The sequence below is a fragment of the Streptomyces sp. NPDC054794 genome, assembly GCF_053611585.1.
On the sequence record NZ_JBSHAQ010000015.1, the window covers coordinates 170,829 to 190,521 of the forward strand.

Consider the following 19,693-nt stretch of genomic DNA (forward strand, 5'->3'; position numbering starts at 1 on the left):
GGCTGGCGTTACTGAAAGTATCCGTAGCGCTACGGAGAGTCCCTGTGAATTCTTGCGGAGCAGCCGGGCGATCACGCGCATGACGTCCGAGAACGGGCCCGCGTAAATCGTTGGTGTGCGGCCCGGTGGTGCTTGTACGTTGGCATCGCGACCGCGCCTCCGATGCGCTCGGCTGCGGCTACTTCCTTCTGACAACCAAGTGACGCCGCCGCCCTCTTTGATCTCGGTGGGCGCGGCCGTCTTCGCCCCGTCGGACCTCTGGGTCGGGGCCGTCCAATTCCTTTGAATCCGGGGGGATTCACTGCCTCGTCACGCCCCACGCGTCTCCAAGATCTGGTCCGAGATGCTCGTGGCCCCGCACGTTTCGGCGGCCGCCCGCTCTCTGCCCTCACCAGGGCCGAACCACAGGTCCGCCAGGCCGGACTTCCGTACCTACGAGGGCGGCCCGGCCTTCGTCCGGGAGCCTCACGAGGAACTCTTCCTCCTTGCGGTCGGCAACTTCGTCTCCCAGCGCACCTTTTACGAGAGCGGTGAGGAACGGGACGACCGGTACACCCGTCTCGTCGGTGAACTCGCAGTCCAGGACCCTGTGTGGACGGCCGGTCTGCTGCGCTGGCTTCGCGGCGAGGGCAATATGCGCACGGCGTCCCTGGTGGGCGCCGCCGCGTATGTGCGGGCCCGGCTTGCGGCCGGGGCGTCCGGAGGCCCGTCCAACCGGTCCGTGATCGACTCGGTGCTCCAGCGCGCCGACGAGCCCGGTGAGCTGCTCGCCCACTGGATCTCGGTGTCCGGGAGGAACGTGCCGCAGCCCGTGAAGCGGGGCGTCGCCGACGGCGTACGCCGGCTGTACACGTCCCGATCCCTGCTCAAGTACGACACCGCGTCCAAGGGCTTCCGCTTCGGCGACGTGCTGAACCTGGTGCACGCATCCCCCGCCCCGGACAAGCCTTGGCAGGGCGCACTCTTCCGGTACGCCCTGGACCGCCTCCACCACCCGGAGCGGGCGGTCCCGCCGACCTCCGACCGCCTGCTGACCGCCCATCGGGCGCTCATGGATTCGGCCGCGGACGAGCGGCGGGCGGTGGTGACCTGTCCGGACGGCCCCGAGCGACTGGCCGCGGCGGGCATGACGTGGGAGGCCCTGGCGGGCTGGCTGCACGGACCGATGGACGCCGCCGTCTGGGAAGCCGTGATCCCCACGATGGGCCCCATGGCCCTCCTGCGGAATCTGCGGAACTTCGACGAGGCGGGTGTTTCGGACGACGTCGCTGCCTGCGTCGCCGCACGGCTCTCCGACGCCTTCGAGGTCGCCCGGTCCCGGCAGTTCCCCTTCCGCTACCTGGCCGCCCACCAGCACGCGCCGTCTGAGCGCTGGGCAGCCGCGCTGGAACGGGCACTGGGCCACTCCCTGGCCAACGTACCGCCCCTACCGGGCCGGACCCTGATCCTGGTGGACCGGTCCGACTCCATGTTCTGGGACACCGTCTCCGAGCGGTCCAAGCTGACCCGGGCGGACGCGGCGGCCGTGTTCGGCACCGCGCTCGCCATGCGTGCCGAGCAGGCGGATCTGGTGGAGTTCGGCTGGAACAACAGAGAGGTGCCGTTCGAGCGGGACGAGCCGGTGCTCGACGTGCTGAAACGGTTCCACCGTCTCGGAGGCACGTACACCGCGAAGGCGGTGCGCACCCACTACCGGGAACACGACCGGGTCCTGATCGTCACCGACGAGCAGGCCGCCCCCTACGGCGACCCCCGCGGGCCGGCCGAATCGGTCCCGGCCGACATCCCTGTCTACACGTGGAACCTGGCGGGGTACCGGCCCGCCCACGGCCCCACGGGCCCCCACCGGCACACCTTCGGCGGACTCACGGACGCCGCGTTCCGGATGGTCGGCCTCATCGAGGCCGGCCGCGAGGCCGCTTGGCCGTGGACCGCTGAGCCGGCCTGATCCGAAAGGCACGGTCCATCGGCCGCCGTCCCCCTCCCGGCGTGCGGCGGAGTCATCTGCTCGTTCGGCGGTGCCGGTGATCGAGAACCAGGAAGACCGTGAACCCGGCGGCGAACAGGAGCGCGCCGACGACGAGGAACGGCACCGGTGCGAACTCGTCGGTGCAGGTGCGCTCGCCTGCCGTCGCGTGACAGACGGTGCCGGGGCCGCCCCGGTTCAGGTAAGCGAGGTAGAAGAGGGGCAGGCCCAGGCCCGCGACGGCCCCGACGACGGCGTTCCTGTGCCCCTTGCGGAGCAGGAACACGCCGACGGCCGCGGCCAGGACGATCAGGACCACACCCACCGACAACAGGGCGGCCAGCCCCAGGGCGAGACACCCGCCGACCGCGATCCACGCGAGGAACCACCCCCACTTCGAGGCGTGTTGACCCTCGACCGCGACTGTCCTGCGTTGCACCGCGCCTCCCATTGAGCCGCCCGTCCGTTTCCTGGCGGGCTCTGCATGCCTTGCAACCCACCAATCCTCCCACCGGGTTCGGACGGTGCGGATGGCGATCAGCCCGTGTGGGTTCTCATCCGCACGTCCATTTCTGAGTCCGCCTGGAGTCGTAGCGAAACCGCCCTTCGGATGGATTCGCCCGCTGCCGCCGCCACGAAATCGTCGTGCTGTCACGGAAGTTGATAGAAAGGTATGGTCATCGTGCGGATAGGACGCATGGCGCCCTTGGTCGCTGCGGGGATTACGGCAACCCTGATCCCCGCCCTCGCCCCGGGGCAGGCATCCGCGGCGGAACCGCCGCTGCGGAGATTCGAGAACCAGCAGCCCGCGTGGCACCGATGTGACGCGGCGCTGCCTGCCGCGTTCCAGTGCGCGACGATCAAGGTTCCGCTCGACTACAGCCACCCGGACGCCAAGACGATCAAACTGGCCATCTCCCGTATGAGGACCAGTGTCGCCGGCAAGCGGCACGGCGCGCTCTTCCTCAACCCCGGTGGTCCGGGCGGCGAAGGCCTGGACATGCCGGCCATGATGAAGGACACGATCCCCAAGAAGGTCCGTGAGCAGTACGACCTCATCGGGTTCGATCCGCGCGGCGTGGGGACCAGCAGCCCGCTCACGTGCGGTCTCACCCCCACGCAGGAGAACATCGAACACCCCTACAGGCCCGCGACGTTCAGCCGTGACGTCAAGTGGGCCCGTACCGTGGCCGACAAGTGCCGTGCCAAGAACGGCGACAAGCTGCCGTACATCACCACCCGCAACACGGCCCGCGACATGGACGTCATTCGCGCTGTTCTGGGCGAGAAGAAGATCTCTTACCTGGGCTACTCCTACGGCACGTACCTTGGTGCCGTCTACGCGCAGATGTTCCCCGAGCGGACCGATCGCTTCGTACTGGACAGCGCGGTCGACCCCGCACGCATCTGGCGCGGCATGATCCAGGTCTGGGCGGAGGGCACCGAACCGGCCTTCACCCGCTGGACGAAGTGGACCGCGGAGCGCCACCGCACCTACAAACTCGGCAACACGGCCGCCAAGGTGAAGAAGACGTTCTGGGACCTGATCGCCCGGGCCGACCGCACTCCCATCGACGTCGGTGGCGACAAGCTCACCGGGGACGACATCCGCGCCACCCTGCGCCAACAGTTCTTCAGCCCTCAGTCTGCCGCCGAGACGGTCGTCGACCTCAAGAGGGCCGCCGACGGTCACCGGGTCTCCCACCGTTCCCTCACACCGGACAGCCGGCCGGTACCGCGCCGTTCCGTGGCTTCCGCCGCCCAGCCGCCCGCCGACAACGGCTCCGCCGCCTTCTGGACCGTCGTCTGCGGCGACACCGCCGCCTGGCCGCGCGACGTCGAGCAGTACCGGCGTGACGCGATCCGGGACAAGGCCAAGTACCCGATCTACGGCGACTTCGGCTCCAACATCACGCCCTGCGCGTTCTGGGACAAGCCGGTCGAGCCGGTCACCAAGGTGGACAACAACGTCGGCCTGCTCACCGTCCAGAACCAGTGGGACTCCCAGACGCCCCTGACCAGCGGCCTGGGCATGCACCACGCCCTGAAGGGCTCGCGCATGGTGTACGTCAAGGGCGGCGAGGGCCACGGCGTCTACTCCGGGGACCCGCGCTTCTGCGCCAACCGCACCATCAACGCGTACCTGAGCAGCGGAAAACTTCCGGCGCAGGACGTCACCTGCACGACGTCCGGTCGCCAGAGCCCCGGCGTGAACCAGGGCATCGTCCCGACGCCGCAGCGCACACCAGGAGCGCCCAGCTTCTGACACGCCTCCCCTCCGGCCTCGGCATCAGCATGGCAACCGCCGCCCGATGAGCCGAGGCCGCCGACAGCGCCCGCCACAAGGGGCCGCCCTACGGCGGTGGTTCAGGCCGCGAGGGCGATACGGGAGGCGAGGTCCCTGCCAGCGGCCTTGCAGGCAGGGGGAAAGGTGAGCTTCAGGCCCTGCTCCAGCCCTTGAACAGTGAGGACGGTCTGCAGTCCCAGTCCCAGCAGTGCCTTCCTCATCGGGGCGAGGGACATCAGCTCGCGCGGCAAGGCCATGAGGAGCTTGCCGGGTCGGCCCGTCGCGGTCCTGGCGTCGAAGAACAGCAGTCGACGGTCCGTGAGCGCCCAATACATCGGGCGCGGTTGGACGGTGGCGATGACCGTCCCTGCGGTAAGGGCGCCGACCAGCGCGGTGGTCAGCACCCGGCGCTTGACCGAGACCGAGCCGACCTTGGCAAGCGAGGTGAGTTCGACCCGCTCTCCCTCGGCCAGCAGTGGGGCGACGGACTGAAGCAGCTGCTGCCTGCGCCGGTTGTTCATGATCGTCCTTGCGGTGTTCCGTACGCATGTGTGTGCGCGATGCCTAGGGGCGTGGGAGGCGCAGGCCAGCGTAAGGGCGAGGCTCCGGCGCCCGATCAAAGATCAAGTCATGAGTCCGCAAAGCCGAAGGTGGGTCGTTGAAATGCCGGAACCCGCCAATCACTCACCGGCCGGCCCCACCGCGCACGACGCCCCCGACACCGAAGCCTGAGCCGACCGTGGATCGAGCGCGTCGCCTCTTCGGCGCGGTGGCTACCGGGCCCGCTGGTGTTGTCTGCGTGGCAGCCGCGCCCGGGCTGGCAGAAGATGGAGAGCGGTGCTCTCGCGCCGCCGTGCCACCGTGCCGCTAAGGAGGCCCGGACATGCGCTGGTGGTCGTCGCTGATCACGATCGGACGGGACGGGCTGCGCATCCAGCGGGCATTCGCCGCCCCGTCGGCCATCGCGCGGGCCGTACTGGGCGTGCTGCTCGCGACGATCCTCGGCCTGCTGCTGGACGACCCGGTGGCCGGGGCCATGGTCGGCGTAGGTGCCTTCATCTGCGGTATCGGGACGCTGCTGAGCCCGCTGCGGCATCCTGTGGTGAACGCGCTCGCGATGGCCGCGGCCTTCAGCGCGATGGCGGTGCTCGGGGCCCTGGTGCACGGCACCACGTGGTTGTTCCTGCTGTTGCTCGCGGTCGCGGCGTTCGCCATCGGGCTGTGGCGGACGCTGGGCATCGCGCCAGGCATTCGGGCCTGCCTCGCGGTCATCGGGCTGATGATCACGGCTGACCTCGCTCCCAACGTGAGCACCGGCCTGATGATGGCCGGGTGGATCGCGGTCGGGACAGGACTCGTCGTGGTGGTGCAACTGCTCCCGCCGTACGGTCCGCGATTCGCCGCCCAACGCCGCGCTCTCGCGGCCCTGTACCGCTCGCTCGCCGAGGCTTCGGCGGCGGCGGACTCCGCCGTGCTGGGCGGGTCCGCTCCGTTCACGGCGGCCCGGCAGGCCCTGGACCTGTTGCCGCAGTTCAGTCGGCCGGCGGCAGCGGCCATGTTCGGACTGCTGGGCGAGGCAGAGCGCATCCGCCGCGCGCTGCACACCGTGAGGCTGACGGCACCAGCGGCGGCAACGGCCGGGGATCAGGAGGCAGCGGCCGCCACCGCGCAGGTGCTGGGCGACATCTCCCGTACGGTCGCCTCCGGCCGCGAGGCCCGTACACCCGACGAGGTCTGGACCCTCCTGGAGTCGTGGGCGGCCGCCTCGCCGGTGCGCGGCCCGCATGACCTGGCCGCGCGCCTGCGCTCGGCCGAGCAGCTGGCCCGGCGCTCGGCCGACGACCGCCTCGGCGACGTACTGGAACCCCACACCGAGGTGCCGGGTCTGTACACGGGCACCCCTTCCGTGGCACGCACCGCCCGGCGTATCCGGGCGCAGCTGTATCCCCAGTCGCCGATCTTCCGCCATGCGGTGCGGCTCGCCGTGGGCGTGGTGGTCGCCGAGGTCATCGGCCGCTCGATCGGCGGGTGGGGCGGGCTGGGCATCTCCGCGCACGGCTTCTGGGTGGCCGTGACCACCATGCTGGTGCTCTTCCCCGAGTACGGACACACCCTCGCCCGCGCCTGGGGACGAGCGGCCGGGGCCGTACTGGGCGGCCTCTTCGCCTGGGTGCTGTCCCTGCCGGACTGGTCGCCCGCGGGCCTCGCGGTCCTGTCCGTGGTGCTCGCGGCGGCGGCGTTCGTGACCCTGCGGACCGGGCAGCTGATGCTCAACTTCTGGCTGACCACCTGGATCGTCTTCCTGATCCACCACATCGGCGGGCTGCCCGGGCCCACGGCATGGGCGCGAGCCGCCGACACGGTGGTGGGCGCCGCCATCGCCGTACTCATCTTCCTGCTCTGGCCGACCTGGTCCACCCGGCGGGTGCCCGGCCTGCTCGCGGAGTGGCTGCGGGTGCAGGACCGGCTGCTGCCCGAGCTGCTGACCGGCTATGCCGACGTCGGGGCGACCGACCAGGCGGCCGTCGACGCACTGCGGGCACGGTCACGGCAGGTCAGGGAGCACCTGGAGGCGGCGGTGGAACAGTCGCACGCCGAACCGGCAGAGCACCACGGCCTATGGTCGACCGCGCAGCTGGAGCAGATCAGGACTCAGGTGTCGACGGTCGCCGGATGCGCCACCCTGCTGGGCGAGCACTTGCCGCGTACCCCGCAGGACACCGTGCCGGAGCTGACCGAGCTGGTCGATCCGCTGCACGAACATCTCACCGCCCTGGCCCGCGCGGCCGCCGGAGCCGAGACCGTGGCCCCGGGGGCGTTGCGGTCGGTCTACGACTCCTTCACCGCCCGCTGCGGTCTGCCGGCCCAGACGTCCGACGGCGACGGCAGCGTCACGGCCAGCCGCGCCGTCCGCCTGAGCACCGCAACCGTCGACGCCGTCGAGGCCCTGACCGCAACCGTCGCCTCCCGCCATCGCCCGCGCCGCCACGCGGCAGCCTGAAGTGCGCTCACCTGCGGATGACATGGTCAGACGGATACGGGGTGGTCGGCGTGACGGGTGGACCTCCGGCCACTGCCGCCATCGGTTGCGCGTAGACGAAGGGGAGTGGAACCGCGCGGCCTGGCGCCAGCGGTGACGTCGCTGCTACCGGCCACGCCGCTCGCGCGCACCCGCCGCGCTCCCACCTCCAGACTGTACGGAGTGCACCGGGTTCGCATTACTCCCGGAGGCCCACCAACAGCGCGCTACTGTCTGTGATGAAAGGGGACATACTAGCGAGGCGGTCAATCCGCTGTCGGTGGAGGTCGAGACGGTACAAGCAGGCCCGCCTAGGCTTCTGCCATGCCGAAGCCTCGACCCATACCGGAGACCGACTGTGACCTGGTCGCGGCGTTCCCACAGCAGCTCGCCGATGAGGTTCGCGCGGTCTTGGCGGTCATGCCGGAGGCCAGGTACGCACCTGTGTCGCCGTTCTCGGTGGACGTGGGCGATGAAGCCGTCGCCATTCCGTATCGGATCCATGCGGATGAGCTGCCTGTCGAGGTAGCGCGGTCGTTGACGGCGACGCAGCGGGCGATCCTGCACTGCCTGTACTCACGGCACAGCGACGGGCTGGTCCGCCAGCGGTATCTGGAGCACATCGTCAGCTTGGACGAGCCGTGGGTGGCGCCGTTCGTGGTGCAGCTGGTCGGCGAGTACGTCTTGGAGATCCTGGAGGCCATCCGGCACGACCTCTCCAGCCTGATCTCAGTACGGTCTGCCCACCACCTGCTGTACGGGGACTTCATCGCGCGGAATCCGGCGTTCTTCGCGCGGACCGAACGCCGGGTGGTGAGCTACTGGTCCTGTTACTACCGGTGGAGGTTCCCCGAGTTCGGCACCTACCCGGGCTGTCGGCTACTGGACCTGCTGCGAGCCGCCGCAACCGACCGCACCGGCAGACCATGGCCCCGCCATACGCCGGCGGGGCTCATCGAGGTGGACGGTTCCATGAGATGAACACTGCCGCATGCCCGACGCCCCCCGCCACACACCGGCACAACCGATCCGCGTTCGCAAGCATCAAAGGGAGCACTACCGACCAGGGATCAAACAACGGCAGAGTCCCGAGCCACAACCAACAGTTGTGAAAATAGGGTGTCGGTATGGACCTAGACGCCGTCCGGACGTTCGTCGCCGCCGCCGACGCGGGGCAGTTCCAGGAGGCCGCCGCCGAGCTGGCGGTCACCCAGCAGGCCGTCTCCAAGCGCATCGCCGCGCTGGAGCGCAACCTCGGCGTGCGGCTGTTCACCCGCACCGCGCGCGGCGCCGAGCTCACCATCGACGGGCAGGCGTTCCTGCCCCACGCGCGCGAGCTGCTGCGCGTCGCCGAGCGCGCGGTCGCGTCCGTGCGCACCGGCCACCGCCCGCTGCGCGTCGACATCATCGCCTCGCGCGGCGCGGCGTCGGGCCTGATGCGCGGCTTCCACCGCGCCCACCCGGAGATCGAGCTCGACGTGGTGATGCTGTTCGACATCGAGACGGCCGTCGCCGCCATCCGGTCCGGTGCCATCGACGCGTCCTTCCGCGCGGTCGCCGCGCCTGGCCGGCCCCTCCCCGACGACATCGAGTCCGTCCGGGTGCTCGACGAGCCGCTCCAACTCCTCACCGGCCCCGCCCACGCGCTGGCGGGCGCCCGGTCAGTGACCGTCGCTCAGCTCGCCGGGCACCGGATCTGGATGCCCGGCATCGTCCCCGGTACCGAGTGGGCCGCCTACTACGACGACCTCGTCGCCGAGTTCGACCTCACCATCGAGGCGACGGGACCCAACTTCGGCTCCGACGCGCTCCTCGACACCGTCGCCGACACTCCGGCCCTGGCCACCTTCATGGGCGAGCACACCCGCCTCGTCTGGCCCGCCGCCCACGGCCTGCGCCGCATCCCGGTGACCGACCCGACGCCCGTCTACCCACACTCGCTCCTCTGGCACCGCGACAACCCCCACCCAGCACTGGCCACCCTCCGCGCCCACCTCGCCGCCATTGCGACCGGCCACGACGCCGCCGGGACCTGGACGCCGGGTTGGGTACATCCACGCTGAACGCCGCCGCGTCTGTGATCATCGTGGCTGGATCGCCGGACGGTGACTCGGAGGCAGGCACGTCCATGCCACACAGCACGGGCCGAAGAAGACGGCGCCTGACGGGACTTGCGTAGGCCGGCTCGCGCACGGTCAGAACCAGTACAGGCAGCGCGGCGAGCGCTCGGCGCGGCAGAGGGCGTCGGCGAGGGCGGCCGCGCCCGGGCGGTGGGCCCGGACGTGTCCGGCACCCACGAGCGTGCTCGGGGCGGTGCCGCCGAGGTAGACCGAGCCCAAGTCGCACACGTCCAGGGACGGATCGGGCTCCCGATCCGTCGAGAGGCACTCGGCCTTGCCATCGCAGACGGTCAGCAGGTAGCGGCCGTGCTCGCCGAGGAACGGGTCGTCGACGTCGAGGACGAGCTCACCGTCCATGAACCAGCCGCGCGCGGTCAGCGCACGCGGGACGTCCGGCAGCCGCACCCAGAGCCAGTCGGTGTCGTCACTCACCTGGCCGGCGCGGAAGTCCGCAAACTGCCAGCGCAGCGGATGCTCGGGCGGGAAATGCTTGAACACGACCTTGGCGACCAGGTCGTGTCCGAGTACGAACCGGGTCAGGGCCGTGAACACGGCGTCGTCGACGGCGATGATCTCGTCGACCGTCAAGGTGTCGGGCTCGTCGAGGAAATAGCTGGCGTACCCGTCCGGGACACCGTTGGGCGTCTCGGTGGACGGCGACGTAGCGCGGCGCCGAAGAGACCGGGGGCCGCCCCACGACTCACTTGCGGACGGCGAGGTCTCACAGGCGCCCCTGTCCTCGATCGCCGTGCCCACGCTGGTGATCCACGGAACCGCCGATCCGATGTTCCCGCTCCGGCACGGTGAGGCACTCGCGGAAGAGAGCCCCGGGGCAAGGCTGTTGACTCTCAAGGACGCCGGCCACGGCGTCGACCGAGCCGACTGGCGACGATCGTCTCCGCGATCCTCGAACACACCGCGGCGGAATGAATGCCGGCTGGAACCGCCCGCACCCCGTGGTCGTCTTGTGCGCTGACTGTGTGCGAAGCGGGGATGTGGGGGGCGTTGTGAGGCGGAACGTGACGAAGGCCGGTCTCGTGGCGGTGGCCATGGTGACGGTGCTCGGGGCCTCGGCCTGCGGCGGGGAAGCCGACGCGGCGGCCGCGGGGAACGGCGGGAAGCTTCCCGGGCACGGGAAGGGTGAGTCCGTGGCGCGCTCTGGCGACGGCTCGGCGCCCGCGTCTGCCGAAGCCGTGGGGAAGCTGTCCGGGGTGGCGCAGGCCGGGACGCTGTCCACCACCCGGCACGTGCCGTGGAACTTGGACATCCTGGACCAGCGGTCGCGGCCGCTGAACGGGAAGCTCACCACCACCGCCACGGGCAAGGGTGTTCACGTCTACGTGATCGACACCGGGATGGACATCGCCCACAAGGAGTTCGGCGGACGCGCCCACCTCGGCGCCGACTTCGTGGGCCCGAAGGACTCCCGTGACTGCTTCAGCGAGGACGGCCTCGGCCACGGCACGTTCGTCGCGGGCATCATCGGCGGGGCGAAGTACGGGGTGGCACCCAAGGCGGAGCTCGTACGGGTCCAGGGCGTCCTGTGCGAGAGCGAGGGCGGTGGCTCCGAGGCGGCGGCCGAGGCGGCCGTGGTGAAGTCGGTCAAGTGGGTCACCGCGCACGCGCAGAAGCCTGCCGTGGTGAACATGTCGCTCAACTTCGACCACCGGTCGGCGGCCGTGGATTCCGCCGTGAAGAAGATGGTCGACGCGGGGATCCCGACGGTGGTGGCGGCCGGCAACTTCCATGACGACGCCTGCAAGCACTCCCCGGCCGGCGTCCCCGGCACGATCGTCGTGGCGGCCTCCACCTCGACCGACCGCGTATGGAGCGACGGCGGCTCCTACGGATCGGACTACGGACGGTGCGTGGACCTGTACGCCCCCGGCCAGAAGGTGACGGCCGCCCTCGCCGGCGGCGGTACGACCACGGAGGACGGCGGTGCGACGTCCTGGGCCGCGCCCCATGCGACCGGCGTCATCGCGCTGTACCTGTCGGCACACCCTCACGCCACGGCCAACGAGGTCCACGTCTGGCTCGACCACACGGCCACCCGTGGTGTCGTGCGCGGCGTCCGCTCCGACACCCCCAACCGGCTGCTCAACACCGGCGGCATGTGACCTGCCCCGGGCACCGGTCCAGGCGGCGACGACCGGCCGGGCGCGTTCGGCGATGTAGCACCCCCAGCCGTGTCAGCTGGCCTGACAGTCAGGCCTGACGCCGGTTCAGCCGTGCAAGTCGGTGTCGGCCAGGCGGGTCCACTCATGCGGCGGCACGCGCACTTGGGCCCACAACGATCGGCGGGCCCAACAGGCACCCCGTGCTGTACTGCCTAGCCCAGCACAGCGGGCCTGAGAACCTCCTCGCACCACTGGCGGAAGCCGGTGGGTGCGGACGCGGGAGTGCTCGGCTGGGCGGCGCCGTAGAAGCCCTGGTCCTTCAGTGCCTCCGTCATGTCGGCCAGACCCTGCGCCCAGGCGTCGCTCACGCCGAAGCGGAGCAACGTCGCCTTGTAGTCGGCGCTGCTGGTCCGCTGGAGGCGTACCGGACGGTCCAGCACCTCGGCGATGACGTGTGCCATGTCCTCGGCGGACAGATCGTCGGGTCCCACGAGCGGGACGTCGCGCTGCCCGGTCCAGGAGTCGTCGAGCAGCAACTGGGCCGCCGTGGCGGCGATGTCCCGGGTGGCGCAGGTGCGCAGGACCCGGTTCTCCGCCACAGCCAGGAAGAACACGCCCGCGTCGCGGATCGATGCGGCCTGGCCGAGCAGGTTCTCCATCAGGAACGGCGGGCACAGCGCCCGGTAGTGCACGCCCGTGGCCATGATCGCCTCGTCCATGGCGAGCGATGCCGAGATCTGCCCGGCGTTCTTCGCCACTCCGCGGCCCAAGGTCGAGACGCTGACGACCCGTTCGACGCCGTGGCTCCCGATCATCTCGCGCAGGGGCTCGGTGAAGTCGCGGAAGTGGCCCTCGACACTGTCGGCTTGGGGAGTCGGGGGTACGAGCCAGAAGAGGCGGTCGGCGCCCGTGCATGCCTCCTTCAGGACGGCGGGATCGGCATGCGATCCCGGTACGACCTCGACGCGCTCGCGGACTCGCGCGGAAAGCCGGGCGGGGTCGCGGGCGATCACGCGGATCCCCGCCGAGCCGTCCGGCGCGTCCAGGAGGCGGTCGAGGAGCTGTCGGCCGATCTGGCCGGTGGGGGTGGTGACGACGATCATCAAGAACTCCAAGATGAGGTGCTCAGTGGATGTCGTCGAGCCTGCTGGGTGGCGCGCCCGAACTGAAGGATCGGTCCGCTAGCGCTTGTTACCCTCAAAGCAATACCGAGCGTCGTCGATCAATACCGGCCGCAGAGGGCCAGAGGGGCAGAACATGGAATCCCGCCCACTGCGCTACTTCGTGGCCGTCGCCGAGGAACTCAACTTCACCCGGGCCGCCGAGCGGCTGGGCATCTCACCGCCGCCCCTGTCCCGCGCGATCCGCCAGTTGGAGACGGAGATGGGCGTCGCCCTCTTCGAGCGGACCACCCACACCGTGGCACTGACCCCGGCCGGAACGGTGCTCCTCGCGGAAGCGAGGATCGCCCTGGACGCCCTGCAGGCCGCCGAGCGGCGGACCCAACGCGCAGCGGCCGTCGAGCCGAAGCTGATCCTGGCCGTCAAGGCCGATGGTGACGCGGGCCTGTTGGAGCCGATTCTGGCGTGCTTCGCGTCGGAACCGGCGGCACTACCGGTCGCCGTCCGGCTGTGCGGTTGGTCCGAACAGCCGCGCCTGCTGCGCCAAGGGGAAGCCGACGCGGCCCTGGTTCATGAGCCGTTCGACCGTACTGGCCTCGACTCCGAGAGGCTGATCGCCGAACCACGCGTCGCCGCTCTGGCCGCCGCCCACCCGCTCGCTGCCCGCGACCGCCTGGCACTCACCGACTTGGGCCTGCTCCCTGACGGCGTGCACCAATACATCGAGAGGAACCGCAGCGAGGGTCGCGACCTTGCCCAACTGCTCACGCTCGTCGCACTGGGCGGTCCCACACCACTGCTGCCCGCTTCTGTCGCCTCTCGCTATCCACGTCCGGGTGTCGTCTACCGGCCGATCCCGGACGCGCCCCCGTCTGTCCTGGCCATCGCCTGGCCGCAGCAGTCCCGTTCGACGGCCACGGCAGCACTCGTCCGCGCCGCGGCGTCCGTGGCCGACTCCGTGCGGGGCCGACACGTGGCCTAGCGGCCTGGCCGACGGTCGGGCCATGCCTGGACTGGGCGCCTTCGCGAGGATTGCGCGCCGGCGGGCCTGCGCACCCAGCGTCGGAAGGCCGACGCGGGGGCCAGCGGGGAGAGGACTGGCAGGCGGGTTGGGGGAGTAGTTGGCACAGGCTGCCGGCGCCTGCAACCGGGGTACGGGAGGGTATCTCCCGCTGTGCGCCACCTCCCAGCAGTCCACGGGCCGGATTGGATTCCGCGACTGACGGCGAGGTGGCGCACTGGACGTCGAGGTGTCGGAACTGTGCCGACGGCCGACCGGTCCGGGTGGGCAGTGGTGTTCACACAGTTCGTCCGGATGCACTGTGGGAGGCGATCCGGCCGGCATGCCGGGGCCCGGGCTACAGATGGCCCGGGCCAGGCGCTCACCAGCCGTGATCGACGTCGGTGCTTGAGATGACCTCGCCGTTCTTTCCGTTTCTCCCTCTCTCCCCTCTCCTGCCTCTGGGGCCGTCGTCCCCGTCGTCCCCGTCTCTCCCGTCCCGCCCGTGCCTGCCTTCTCTGCCTGGCGGGCCGGAGGGGCCGCGCGGACCGGGTTCACCGGAGGGGCCTGGCGGACCGGATGGACCGGGCTCGACGTTGTAGCCCTGGAGGTTGAGGTTCTGCACTCGCATGTCGTCGATCTGCATTTGATGATCGACGACCGTGACCCACTGTGCGACGAGTGCGGTGATCAGTGCCGCACTGAGCACCAGGGGGCGCCACGGCCTGCGCGGCTTTTCGTTTGTGTCGCTCACATTATCCCTCACGCTGTGTGACGGCCAAAGTGTGGATGACGAGGCGTTGGAGAAGGTGGACCTTCTCGTGGAGTGTCTGTACGGAGGCCCTGGAGCACATCATTGGGGTGAAGTGCGAGCGGGCGCGTCGGGCCGCCCCTGGTGCTCGAGTTCGCGGCGGCACGAGGGGCGGCCCGATCCGATGACCGCGCTGCGGAAGCCGGTGGTGGTGGGGCGGCTGGCACCACCACAGCACCGGATCCAGGGGGAATCACAGTGAAGCAGGCTGAGCGCGCGGAAGCCGCGGAACCGCTGCTCGGCGGGGTCGTCCCGCCAACGCGCCCTTGAGATCGGAGGCTTTCGGGGCTGAGTGCTCAAGTTCCACGCGGGGCCGTGAGTCTGTGCCCCGCGGGGTCCCTTGTCGGTGCGCCATCGGCTCCGGCGAACCGCCGCAGACCTGCGGCGCCCAACTGACCGGTCGGCCGGACAACGACGCTCTTCCGGCCGGGAGTTCGTGATGAGGAGTACGCGGACCCGTTCCCGATGCGCGGCATGCGCGCCCGGTCACCGGTCCGGGTGGCACCCGTGTGGGTGCCGCGGTTCGTCGGGTAGGGCCCTCTGCGACCGCGACCGCGACCGCGAGCGCCCGCGTCCGGTCATGCGCTGGTGGAAAATACAGCCATGACGCGGGAACGGCCCGAGGGGGCCTCGTCCTCGACGTTTTGATTGTGGCCCTGGGGCTCAACCGTTGCCCTTGGTCTCGGTCGGTGCTGGAGGAGCGACGGCGTCTTTCCCGTTTGTGCCGTCCTTGCCGTCCTTGCCGTCCTTTCCTTGCCTCCCGTCGTTACCGTTCGTTCCGTCTTGCCCGTCCTTGCCGTCCTTGCCGTCCTTGCCGGCCGGGCCTACGGGGCCGGACGGGCCGGGTGGGCCGGGTGGGCCGGATGGGCCAACTTCGATTTGGTGACCCTGGAGGTCGATGTGCTGTACTCGCAGATCGTCGATCTCCGAGTCCTGGGCGACGAGCGCGGCCGACTGCGCGACGAGCGCGGTGATCAGGGCGGCGCGGAGAACAAGGGGGCGGCGCGGTTTGCGCAGAATTTGTTTTACGCTTCTCACAATATCCCTCACGCTCTGTGACGGGCCAAAGTGTAAATGACGAAACGTCAGAGAAGGTGGATCTTCTCGTCGAGTGTCTGCCCTCGTCATGCACCCTGGTCGTGCCGCCCGCACTAACCATCTTGTATTACTGAAGGAGTTGCGCTCTGCCGAGCGTCCAACGAATGGCGGCAGCTCAGTGCTCGGCGGTGATTCCGGTCGGCTTGCCGCCGTCGTGCGGTCGCGCCGACGAATGCCTCTGGGCTGACCCTGGGGAGTGCGAGTTTTTCGTGATCTCGGTCGATGGATCACGCTCTGGTGAGACGCAGCGATGGCCGCCCCGACGTGAGGAATCTCGCCAGACGCGGAGCGGCCGTGCACCGAGGGCTCCTGTCCTCGGTGAGGAAGTGGTCTACTGCACTGTCACGTTGACGGTCGAAGAGTGAGTCTTGCCCGAGGCGACACGGAATTGCTGAGTTCCTTTCATGTGTACTCGGGTAGCAAGGGCGTACGCGTTGCCCTTCTTCACCTTGGAGTTGACGTGAAGGGGAGTCCACTTTCCGTTCTTGTCCATCTGCAGCATCGCCGATGCTCCGGACCGAATGCCGGAAGTGCGACCAGCGAACCGGACCGTGTTCCCGGCCTTCACGGTAGTGGGGCTCGCCTTGACCGTGATCGAGGCGGGATGCGACGGCGGTGTTGCAGCCATTACTGAACCCGCGCCGAAGGAGAGAAGCGTGGCGGACATCGCTCCTGCAACAAATGCGCGTGCATGCACGTACATGGCGGCCTCCATCGAAGAGAAGAACGACCCGTCAAAGGCTGTGGTCGTACGGGGCGCTTCGTGCAATGACCACGCGAGTCCTCCAACTTGGTGGATGACCAGGTGCCGGCGTCCCGGTAGTCACCATTCGCTGCGACCGTGCGGCCGACAGCGTCGCCCATGTTGAAATGGCCCGAGATGGCTGCGGTGGGGGACGTAGACCCGGCTGTCAGCGGATCCGCGCCGTGTTCTGCGCTCCCTCGTGCACCGCGCTCCTGCCTCCCACGATCAGGGAGTTTGACCACTGGTGCCCCTACCTGCGGCGATGGCTTACGGCACCGTTGCGTTCAGCGACGGGACACAAGGCGTCCCGCCACAGCAGGAGGAAACACATGCGAGCAATGACGGCCCTCACCGCCGGAGCACTGGCACTCACCCTTGCTGCCGGAGCCGGCTGGGCCGCCCAGGCGTCCGCCGAGCACGTTCCCGCTCACAAGCCGGCACAGGCCCGCGCGGCCGTCGCGGGCTACCAGATCGTCACGCTTCCCAACGCGAACGTCCCGAACTTCCAGCGGCGGACCGTCTACTGCCCGTCGGGCAAGCGGGCCATCGGCGGCGGCGCGGAAGCCCAGGGCAACGGCGCGGTTCTAGTGGGTACCTTCCCCACCCCCGACGGCGCCGGCTGGATCGCGCTTGGTCGGCAGGACGGCTACAGCAGCGTCGGCATCAGCGTCTACGCCATCTGTGCCTCAGCCTGACGCGCCCTTTGGCCGCCTGAAGGCCGCATGGCCTCGCGCCCGGCCCTCACGGCCCCGACAGCGCCCCGCGCCGGACATCCGGCGGCGGGGCGCCGCACATTCTCCTGGGGAGTACCAGGTCGCTCGGCGAGGGGCCGTGCGAGGTGCGGATCGGTGTGGATGCGGTGTCAGGTGAGGTCGGCGGCGAGCAGGTCCATCAACAGGCCGTCGTGCCAACTCCCGTCCGTGCCACGCTCGTAGGCCCGCATGACGCCGACCGGCCGGAACCCCACCCGGCGGTAGCAGGCGATGGCCGCCGTGTTGTCGGCCGCCGGGTCGATGACGAGGCGGTGGTGGCCGTGGTCCTCGATCAGGTGGCGGGCCAGGGTGCGGACGGCGTCCGTTCCCAGGCCTCGCCCATGCACGGCCGGGTCGAGGTAGACGTCGATGCCCGCGTGCCGGTATTCCGGGTCCTGTTCGGCGTGCCACTGGATCTGTCCGACCACCCGCCCCTCGCACTCCACTGCAAAGACCTGGGTGTCCGCCTCGGCGAGGTCTGCCGTCACCTCGGCGGCCAGGTCGGGGCCGCCCCGCCACCACCGGCGTACCTCCGGCATGGCCCGGATCGCGGCCAGCGCCGCGACGTCCCGCTCCTCGGCGGGCCGCAGAACGACGCCCCGCCGTCCGTACAGGGTCGGCAAATCGGTGCTCATGGCCCTGACGCTACCCGCTCCATGAACCTGCGCCACCAGGTCCGCGGCTACGCTGCTCAGTGCTCGTCGCCGACCGGCGTCTGGCGGGCGAGGAACTCGGCGAACGCCGCCAACCGCTTCGGCCCCATGTACCCCTGTCGCCCGTACAGCGCCTGCTTTTCCAGCCACGCCACCGTATCGGCGTCACGCAGTTCGGCCACGACAACCCGGCCCCGGGTGAGCGTCATCCCGCCGTGCGGGTGGCGGTAGCCGATGTAGGGTCCGAACGCCGTTGGCCCCGGCGGGTACTCGTCCGCCGGCTCCTCCTGAGGCCGCGCGCCCTTGTGGTGACGTGCGGCCCAGTACTCCAGTGCTGCCAGTTCGGCCGCCGGCAACAGCACTCCCGTCGGCTCGCCGTCCGCGGTGAGCCGGACGCGCTCGCCGGTCTCCTCGACCTGGGCGACCAGGCGCCCGAACTCGGGTGCCCCTTCTATCAGTTCAACGTCCATGCGCACCGACGCTACCCGTATCCCGGAGCGCGACGCGGTGGACAGGTCCGCCCCCGGTCGGCGATGAGTGGTCAGGTGAGCGCTCTGGCCAGTAGCGCGGCGGTCTCGGCAATCAGGGGGCTGTCGGGTGCGGCGTCGGGCTGGTGTTTTGTGGTGAGGACCGTCATGACGATGGGGGCACCTCCGGGGGGCCAGGTGATGCCCACGTCGTGGCTGGTCCCGCACTTGCCGCTTCCCGTTTTGTCCGCGACGGACCAGTCGGCGGGCAGGCCGGCTCGCAGCTTCTCGCCGCCCGTGGTGTTGGCCAGCAGCCAGTCGGTGAGCCGCTTGCGATCTGCCGGGACGAGTGCGGTGCCGAGCGTCAGGCGCGCGTAGGTCTGCCCGATGGCGCTCGGGGTGGTCGTATCCGTCACGCGCCATGGTTCGGCAGAGTTCAGATCGGGCTCCCACCGGTCGAGCCGCGTGGTCCTGTCCCCGATCGAGCGGCTGAACCGGGTGATCGCGATCGGTCCTCCCAGCTCTCGGAGCAGAAGATTCGCCGCGGCGTTGTCGCTGTAGCAGATCGCCGCGGCGCAGAGGTCCGCAACGGTCATGCCGTCGGCGAGGTTCTCCGGCTTGCCGGTGATCGGTGCGTAGCCCGAGTCCGTGACGTCCGCCTCGGTGTATCGGATGCGCCGGGCCAGGAACTCCCCGTTGCGGTCGAGGTCGCGCAGCACGGCTGCGACGGCCAGGGTCTTGAAGACCGAGCACACGGGGAAACGCTCGTGCGCGCGGTACTGCACCATCCGGCCGGTGGCAGTGTTGCGGGCGTAGACACCCAGTCGGGCCGAATGCCGCTGCTCAAGATCCTTCAGCCGGCGCACGGTCTCACTGTTGCCATCCGGCGTCGATGCGTAGGCGCTTCCGCTGGCAGGCAGGGTAGTAGCAGCCAGTGCCGCGCCGGCTCCCCAAGTGAGCACCCAGCGCCGGGACATGGGGTTTCGTGCGGTGTCCAAGGTCATCCTCTCGGCCGGCCAAGATCTCAGAGGTGAAGAACGTCTTTGTGGATCATTTGGTTCTGCTTGGGTGCCGGAGCGGCTTTTGTTCGGTGAGGGGACCTGAGTGGCGGCACGCGAGGGGTCCTCACTGAAGGGCCATGTCGAACCGGTGTTGCCGTTCCCGAAGAATCGTTCGGTTCCGATGCAACCTCGTCCGGAGCCCATGCGTATAGGAGGCGATAACCGCACCTAACCTGGGGGATTTCATGTACTTGGACCGTTCGGCCGGTCGGACCGCCGGCCGTGTCGGTGCCGCTGTCGCGGCCTGTACCGCTCTGCTCTCGGCCGTCGGCTGCTCGGCGGGCGGGGGTATGGGCGTACGGGCGGCCGCCGACGCACCGGATGGCCGGGCCTCAGCCGCTGCGGGGGCGAAAGCCAAGGGCGGAAACGGCGATGGTACGGGCAAGGCGTCCGAGCGTCCGGCTCCGTCCATGCCGGAGCCTGCCGAGGTTGCGCAGGCGCGGGTGAACATATCCGACCGGCAGACGGTCGGT

At 69.9% G+C, this 19,693-nt stretch carries 18 protein-coding genes and 1 pseudogene; 9 read left to right on the forward strand and 10 right to left on the reverse strand.

Features of this window, described 5'->3' with window-relative positions; translation table 11 throughout:
- Positions 1 to 343 precede the first annotated feature (343 nt).
- The gene (locus tag ACWGKT_RS18380; protein ID WP_453274473.1) at positions 344 to 1,948 is read left to right on the forward strand and encodes a TROVE domain-containing protein; all 1,605 of its coding nucleotides are present in this window, start codon (positions 344 to 346) and stop codon (positions 1,946 to 1,948) included.
- Positions 1,949 to 2,000: 52 nt separating this feature from the next.
- Here the strand turns inward: ACWGKT_RS18380 and ACWGKT_RS18385 are convergent, their stop codons facing one another.
- Complete coding sequence (locus ACWGKT_RS18385) at positions 2,001 to 2,405, reverse strand: hypothetical protein (protein ID WP_453274474.1); 405 nt, start codon at positions 2,403 to 2,405, stop codon at positions 2,001 to 2,003.
- Between the two features lie 258 nt (positions 2,406 to 2,663).
- Here ACWGKT_RS18385 and ACWGKT_RS18390 point away from each other — a divergent pair, with 258 nt between their 5' ends.
- Positions 2,664 to 4,232, forward strand: a complete 1,569-nt coding sequence (locus tag ACWGKT_RS18390; RefSeq protein ID WP_453274475.1) for an alpha/beta fold hydrolase — start codon at positions 2,664 to 2,666, stop codon at positions 4,230 to 4,232.
- 101 nt (positions 4,233 to 4,333) lie between these two features.
- Here the strand turns inward: ACWGKT_RS18390 and ACWGKT_RS18395 are convergent, their stop codons facing one another.
- Positions 4,334 to 4,774: a hypothetical protein gene (locus tag ACWGKT_RS18395; RefSeq protein WP_453274476.1), complete on the reverse strand. Its 441-nt coding sequence runs from the start codon at positions 4,772 to 4,774 to the stop codon at positions 4,334 to 4,336.
- Positions 4,775 to 5,136: 362 nt separating this feature from the next.
- On the opposite strand from ACWGKT_RS18395, the gene ACWGKT_RS18400 reads away from it, so the two are divergent.
- The 3 genes from ACWGKT_RS18400 (at position 5,137) to ACWGKT_RS18410 (ending at position 9,335) form a co-directional block, all read left to right on the forward strand.
- A complete protein-coding gene (locus tag ACWGKT_RS18400) occupies positions 5,137 to 7,254 on the forward strand; it encodes an FUSC family protein (protein ID WP_453274477.1) in 2,118 nt (705 codons plus the stop codon).
- Positions 7,255 to 7,596: 342 nt separating this feature from the next.
- The gene (locus tag ACWGKT_RS18405; protein WP_453274478.1) at positions 7,597 to 8,253 is read left to right on the forward strand and encodes a hypothetical protein; all 657 of its coding nucleotides are present in this window, start codon (positions 7,597 to 7,599) and stop codon (positions 8,251 to 8,253) included.
- A 146-nt stretch (positions 8,254 to 8,399) separates the two neighbouring features.
- Entirely contained in the window at positions 8,400 to 9,335 is a 936-nt protein-coding gene (locus tag ACWGKT_RS18410) for a LysR family transcriptional regulator (RefSeq protein WP_453274479.1), read from the forward strand.
- Positions 9,336 to 9,467: 132 nt separating this feature from the next.
- Here ACWGKT_RS18410 and ACWGKT_RS18415 read toward each other — a convergent pair.
- A pseudogene (locus tag ACWGKT_RS18415) lies at positions 9,468 to 10,141 on the reverse strand (sterol carrier protein domain-containing protein); the annotation flags it as partial.
- Positions 10,142 to 10,176: 35 nt separating this feature from the next.
- On the opposite strand from ACWGKT_RS18415, the gene ACWGKT_RS18420 reads away from it, so the two are divergent.
- Positions 10,177 to 10,368: a hypothetical protein gene (locus ACWGKT_RS18420; RefSeq protein ID WP_453274480.1), complete on the forward strand. Its 192-nt coding sequence runs from the start codon at positions 10,177 to 10,179 to the stop codon at positions 10,366 to 10,368.
- Positions 10,369 to 10,411: 43 nt separating this feature from the next.
- Positions 10,412 to 11,512, forward strand: coding sequence for a S8 family peptidase (locus tag ACWGKT_RS18425; RefSeq protein WP_453274481.1), 1,101 nt, complete (start codon positions 10,412 to 10,414; stop codon positions 11,510 to 11,512).
- A 212-nt stretch (positions 11,513 to 11,724) separates the two neighbouring features.
- Here ACWGKT_RS18425 and ACWGKT_RS18430 read toward each other — a convergent pair whose 3' ends face one another.
- Positions 11,725 to 12,615, reverse strand: a complete 891-nt coding sequence (locus ACWGKT_RS18430; protein WP_453274482.1) for an NAD(P)H-binding protein — start codon at positions 12,613 to 12,615, stop codon at positions 11,725 to 11,727.
- 154 nt (positions 12,616 to 12,769) lie between these two features.
- On the opposite strand from ACWGKT_RS18430, the gene ACWGKT_RS18435 reads away from it, so the two are divergent.
- Complete coding sequence (locus ACWGKT_RS18435) at positions 12,770 to 13,615, forward strand: LysR family transcriptional regulator (protein ID WP_356152415.1); 846 nt, start codon at positions 12,770 to 12,772, stop codon at positions 13,613 to 13,615.
- A gap of 400 nt (positions 13,616 to 14,015) precedes the next feature.
- Here ACWGKT_RS18435 and ACWGKT_RS18440 read toward each other — a convergent pair whose 3' ends face one another.
- The 3 genes from ACWGKT_RS18440 to ACWGKT_RS18450 form a co-directional block, all read right to left on the reverse strand.
- Entirely contained in the window at positions 14,016 to 14,387 is a 372-nt protein-coding gene (locus tag ACWGKT_RS18440) for a hypothetical protein (protein ID WP_453274483.1), read from the reverse strand.
- Positions 14,388 to 15,107: 720 nt separating this feature from the next.
- Entirely contained in the window at positions 15,108 to 15,494 is a 387-nt protein-coding gene (locus tag ACWGKT_RS18445) for a hypothetical protein (protein WP_453274484.1), read from the reverse strand.
- Positions 15,495 to 15,873: 379 nt separating this feature from the next.
- Positions 15,874 to 16,245, reverse strand: coding sequence for a hypothetical protein (locus ACWGKT_RS18450; protein ID WP_453274485.1), 372 nt, complete (start codon positions 16,243 to 16,245; stop codon positions 15,874 to 15,876).
- Positions 16,246 to 16,616: 371 nt separating this feature from the next.
- Between ACWGKT_RS18450 and ACWGKT_RS18455 the strand changes: the two genes are divergently transcribed.
- Complete coding sequence (locus ACWGKT_RS18455) at positions 16,617 to 16,982, forward strand: hypothetical protein (protein ID WP_235454474.1); 366 nt, start codon at positions 16,617 to 16,619, stop codon at positions 16,980 to 16,982.
- 167 nt (positions 16,983 to 17,149) lie between these two features.
- On the opposite strand, the gene ACWGKT_RS18460 is transcribed toward ACWGKT_RS18455, so the two are convergent.
- The 3 genes from ACWGKT_RS18460 to bla all read right to left on the reverse strand — a co-directional run bounded on the left by ACWGKT_RS18460 (position 17,150) and on the right by bla (position 19,163).
- Entirely contained in the window at positions 17,150 to 17,674 is a 525-nt protein-coding gene (locus ACWGKT_RS18460) for a GNAT family N-acetyltransferase (protein ID WP_453274486.1), read from the reverse strand.
- Positions 17,675 to 17,730: 56 nt separating this feature from the next.
- A complete protein-coding gene (locus ACWGKT_RS18465; RefSeq protein ID WP_453274487.1) occupies positions 17,731 to 18,162 on the reverse strand; it encodes a type II toxin-antitoxin system prevent-host-death family antitoxin in 432 nt (143 codons plus the stop codon).
- A gap of 71 nt (positions 18,163 to 18,233) precedes the next feature.
- Positions 18,234 to 19,163, reverse strand: coding sequence for a class A beta-lactamase (gene bla, locus ACWGKT_RS18470; protein ID WP_453274488.1), 930 nt, complete (start codon positions 19,161 to 19,163; stop codon positions 18,234 to 18,236).
- Positions 19,164 to 19,693 lie beyond the last annotated feature (530 nt).

Coding starts and splice junctions, on each gene's coding strand:
- ACWGKT_RS18405 (WP_453274478.1), top strand. CDS start 7,597: ATGCCGAAGCCTCGACCCATACCGGAGACCGACTGTGACCTGGTCGCG.
- ACWGKT_RS18400 (WP_453274477.1), top strand. CDS start 5,137: ATGCGCTGGTGGTCGTCGCTGATCACGATCGGACGGGACGGGCTGCGC.
- ACWGKT_RS18455 (WP_235454474.1), top strand. CDS start 16,617: ATGCGAGCAATGACGGCCCTCACCGCCGGAGCACTGGCACTCACCCTT.
- ACWGKT_RS18410 (WP_453274479.1), top strand. CDS start 8,400: ATGGACCTAGACGCCGTCCGGACGTTCGTCGCCGCCGCCGACGCGGGG.
- ACWGKT_RS18465 (WP_453274487.1), bottom strand. CDS start 18,162: ATGGACGTTGAACTGATAGAAGGGGCACCCGAGTTCGGGCGCCTGGTC.
- ACWGKT_RS18460 (WP_453274486.1), bottom strand. CDS start 17,674: ATGAGCACCGATTTGCCGACCCTGTACGGACGGCGGGGCGTCGTTCTG.
- ACWGKT_RS18430 (WP_453274482.1), bottom strand. CDS start 12,615: ATGATCGTCGTCACCACCCCCACCGGCCAGATCGGCCGACAGCTCCTC.
- bla (WP_453274488.1), bottom strand. CDS start 19,163: ATGACCTTGGACACCGCACGAAACCCCATGTCCCGGCGCTGGGTGCTC.
- ACWGKT_RS18420 (WP_453274480.1), top strand. CDS start 10,177: ATGTTCCCGCTCCGGCACGGTGAGGCACTCGCGGAAGAGAGCCCCGGG.
- ACWGKT_RS18450 (WP_453274485.1), bottom strand. CDS start 16,245: ATGTACGTGCATGCACGCGCATTTGTTGCAGGAGCGATGTCCGCCACG.
- ACWGKT_RS18390 (WP_453274475.1), top strand. CDS start 2,664: ATGGCGCCCTTGGTCGCTGCGGGGATTACGGCAACCCTGATCCCCGCC.
- ACWGKT_RS18395 (WP_453274476.1), bottom strand. CDS start 4,774: ATGAACAACCGGCGCAGGCAGCAGCTGCTTCAGTCCGTCGCCCCACTG.
- ACWGKT_RS18380 (WP_453274473.1), top strand. CDS start 344: ATGCTCGTGGCCCCGCACGTTTCGGCGGCCGCCCGCTCTCTGCCCTCA.
- ACWGKT_RS18435 (WP_356152415.1), top strand. CDS start 12,770: ATGGAATCCCGCCCACTGCGCTACTTCGTGGCCGTCGCCGAGGAACTC.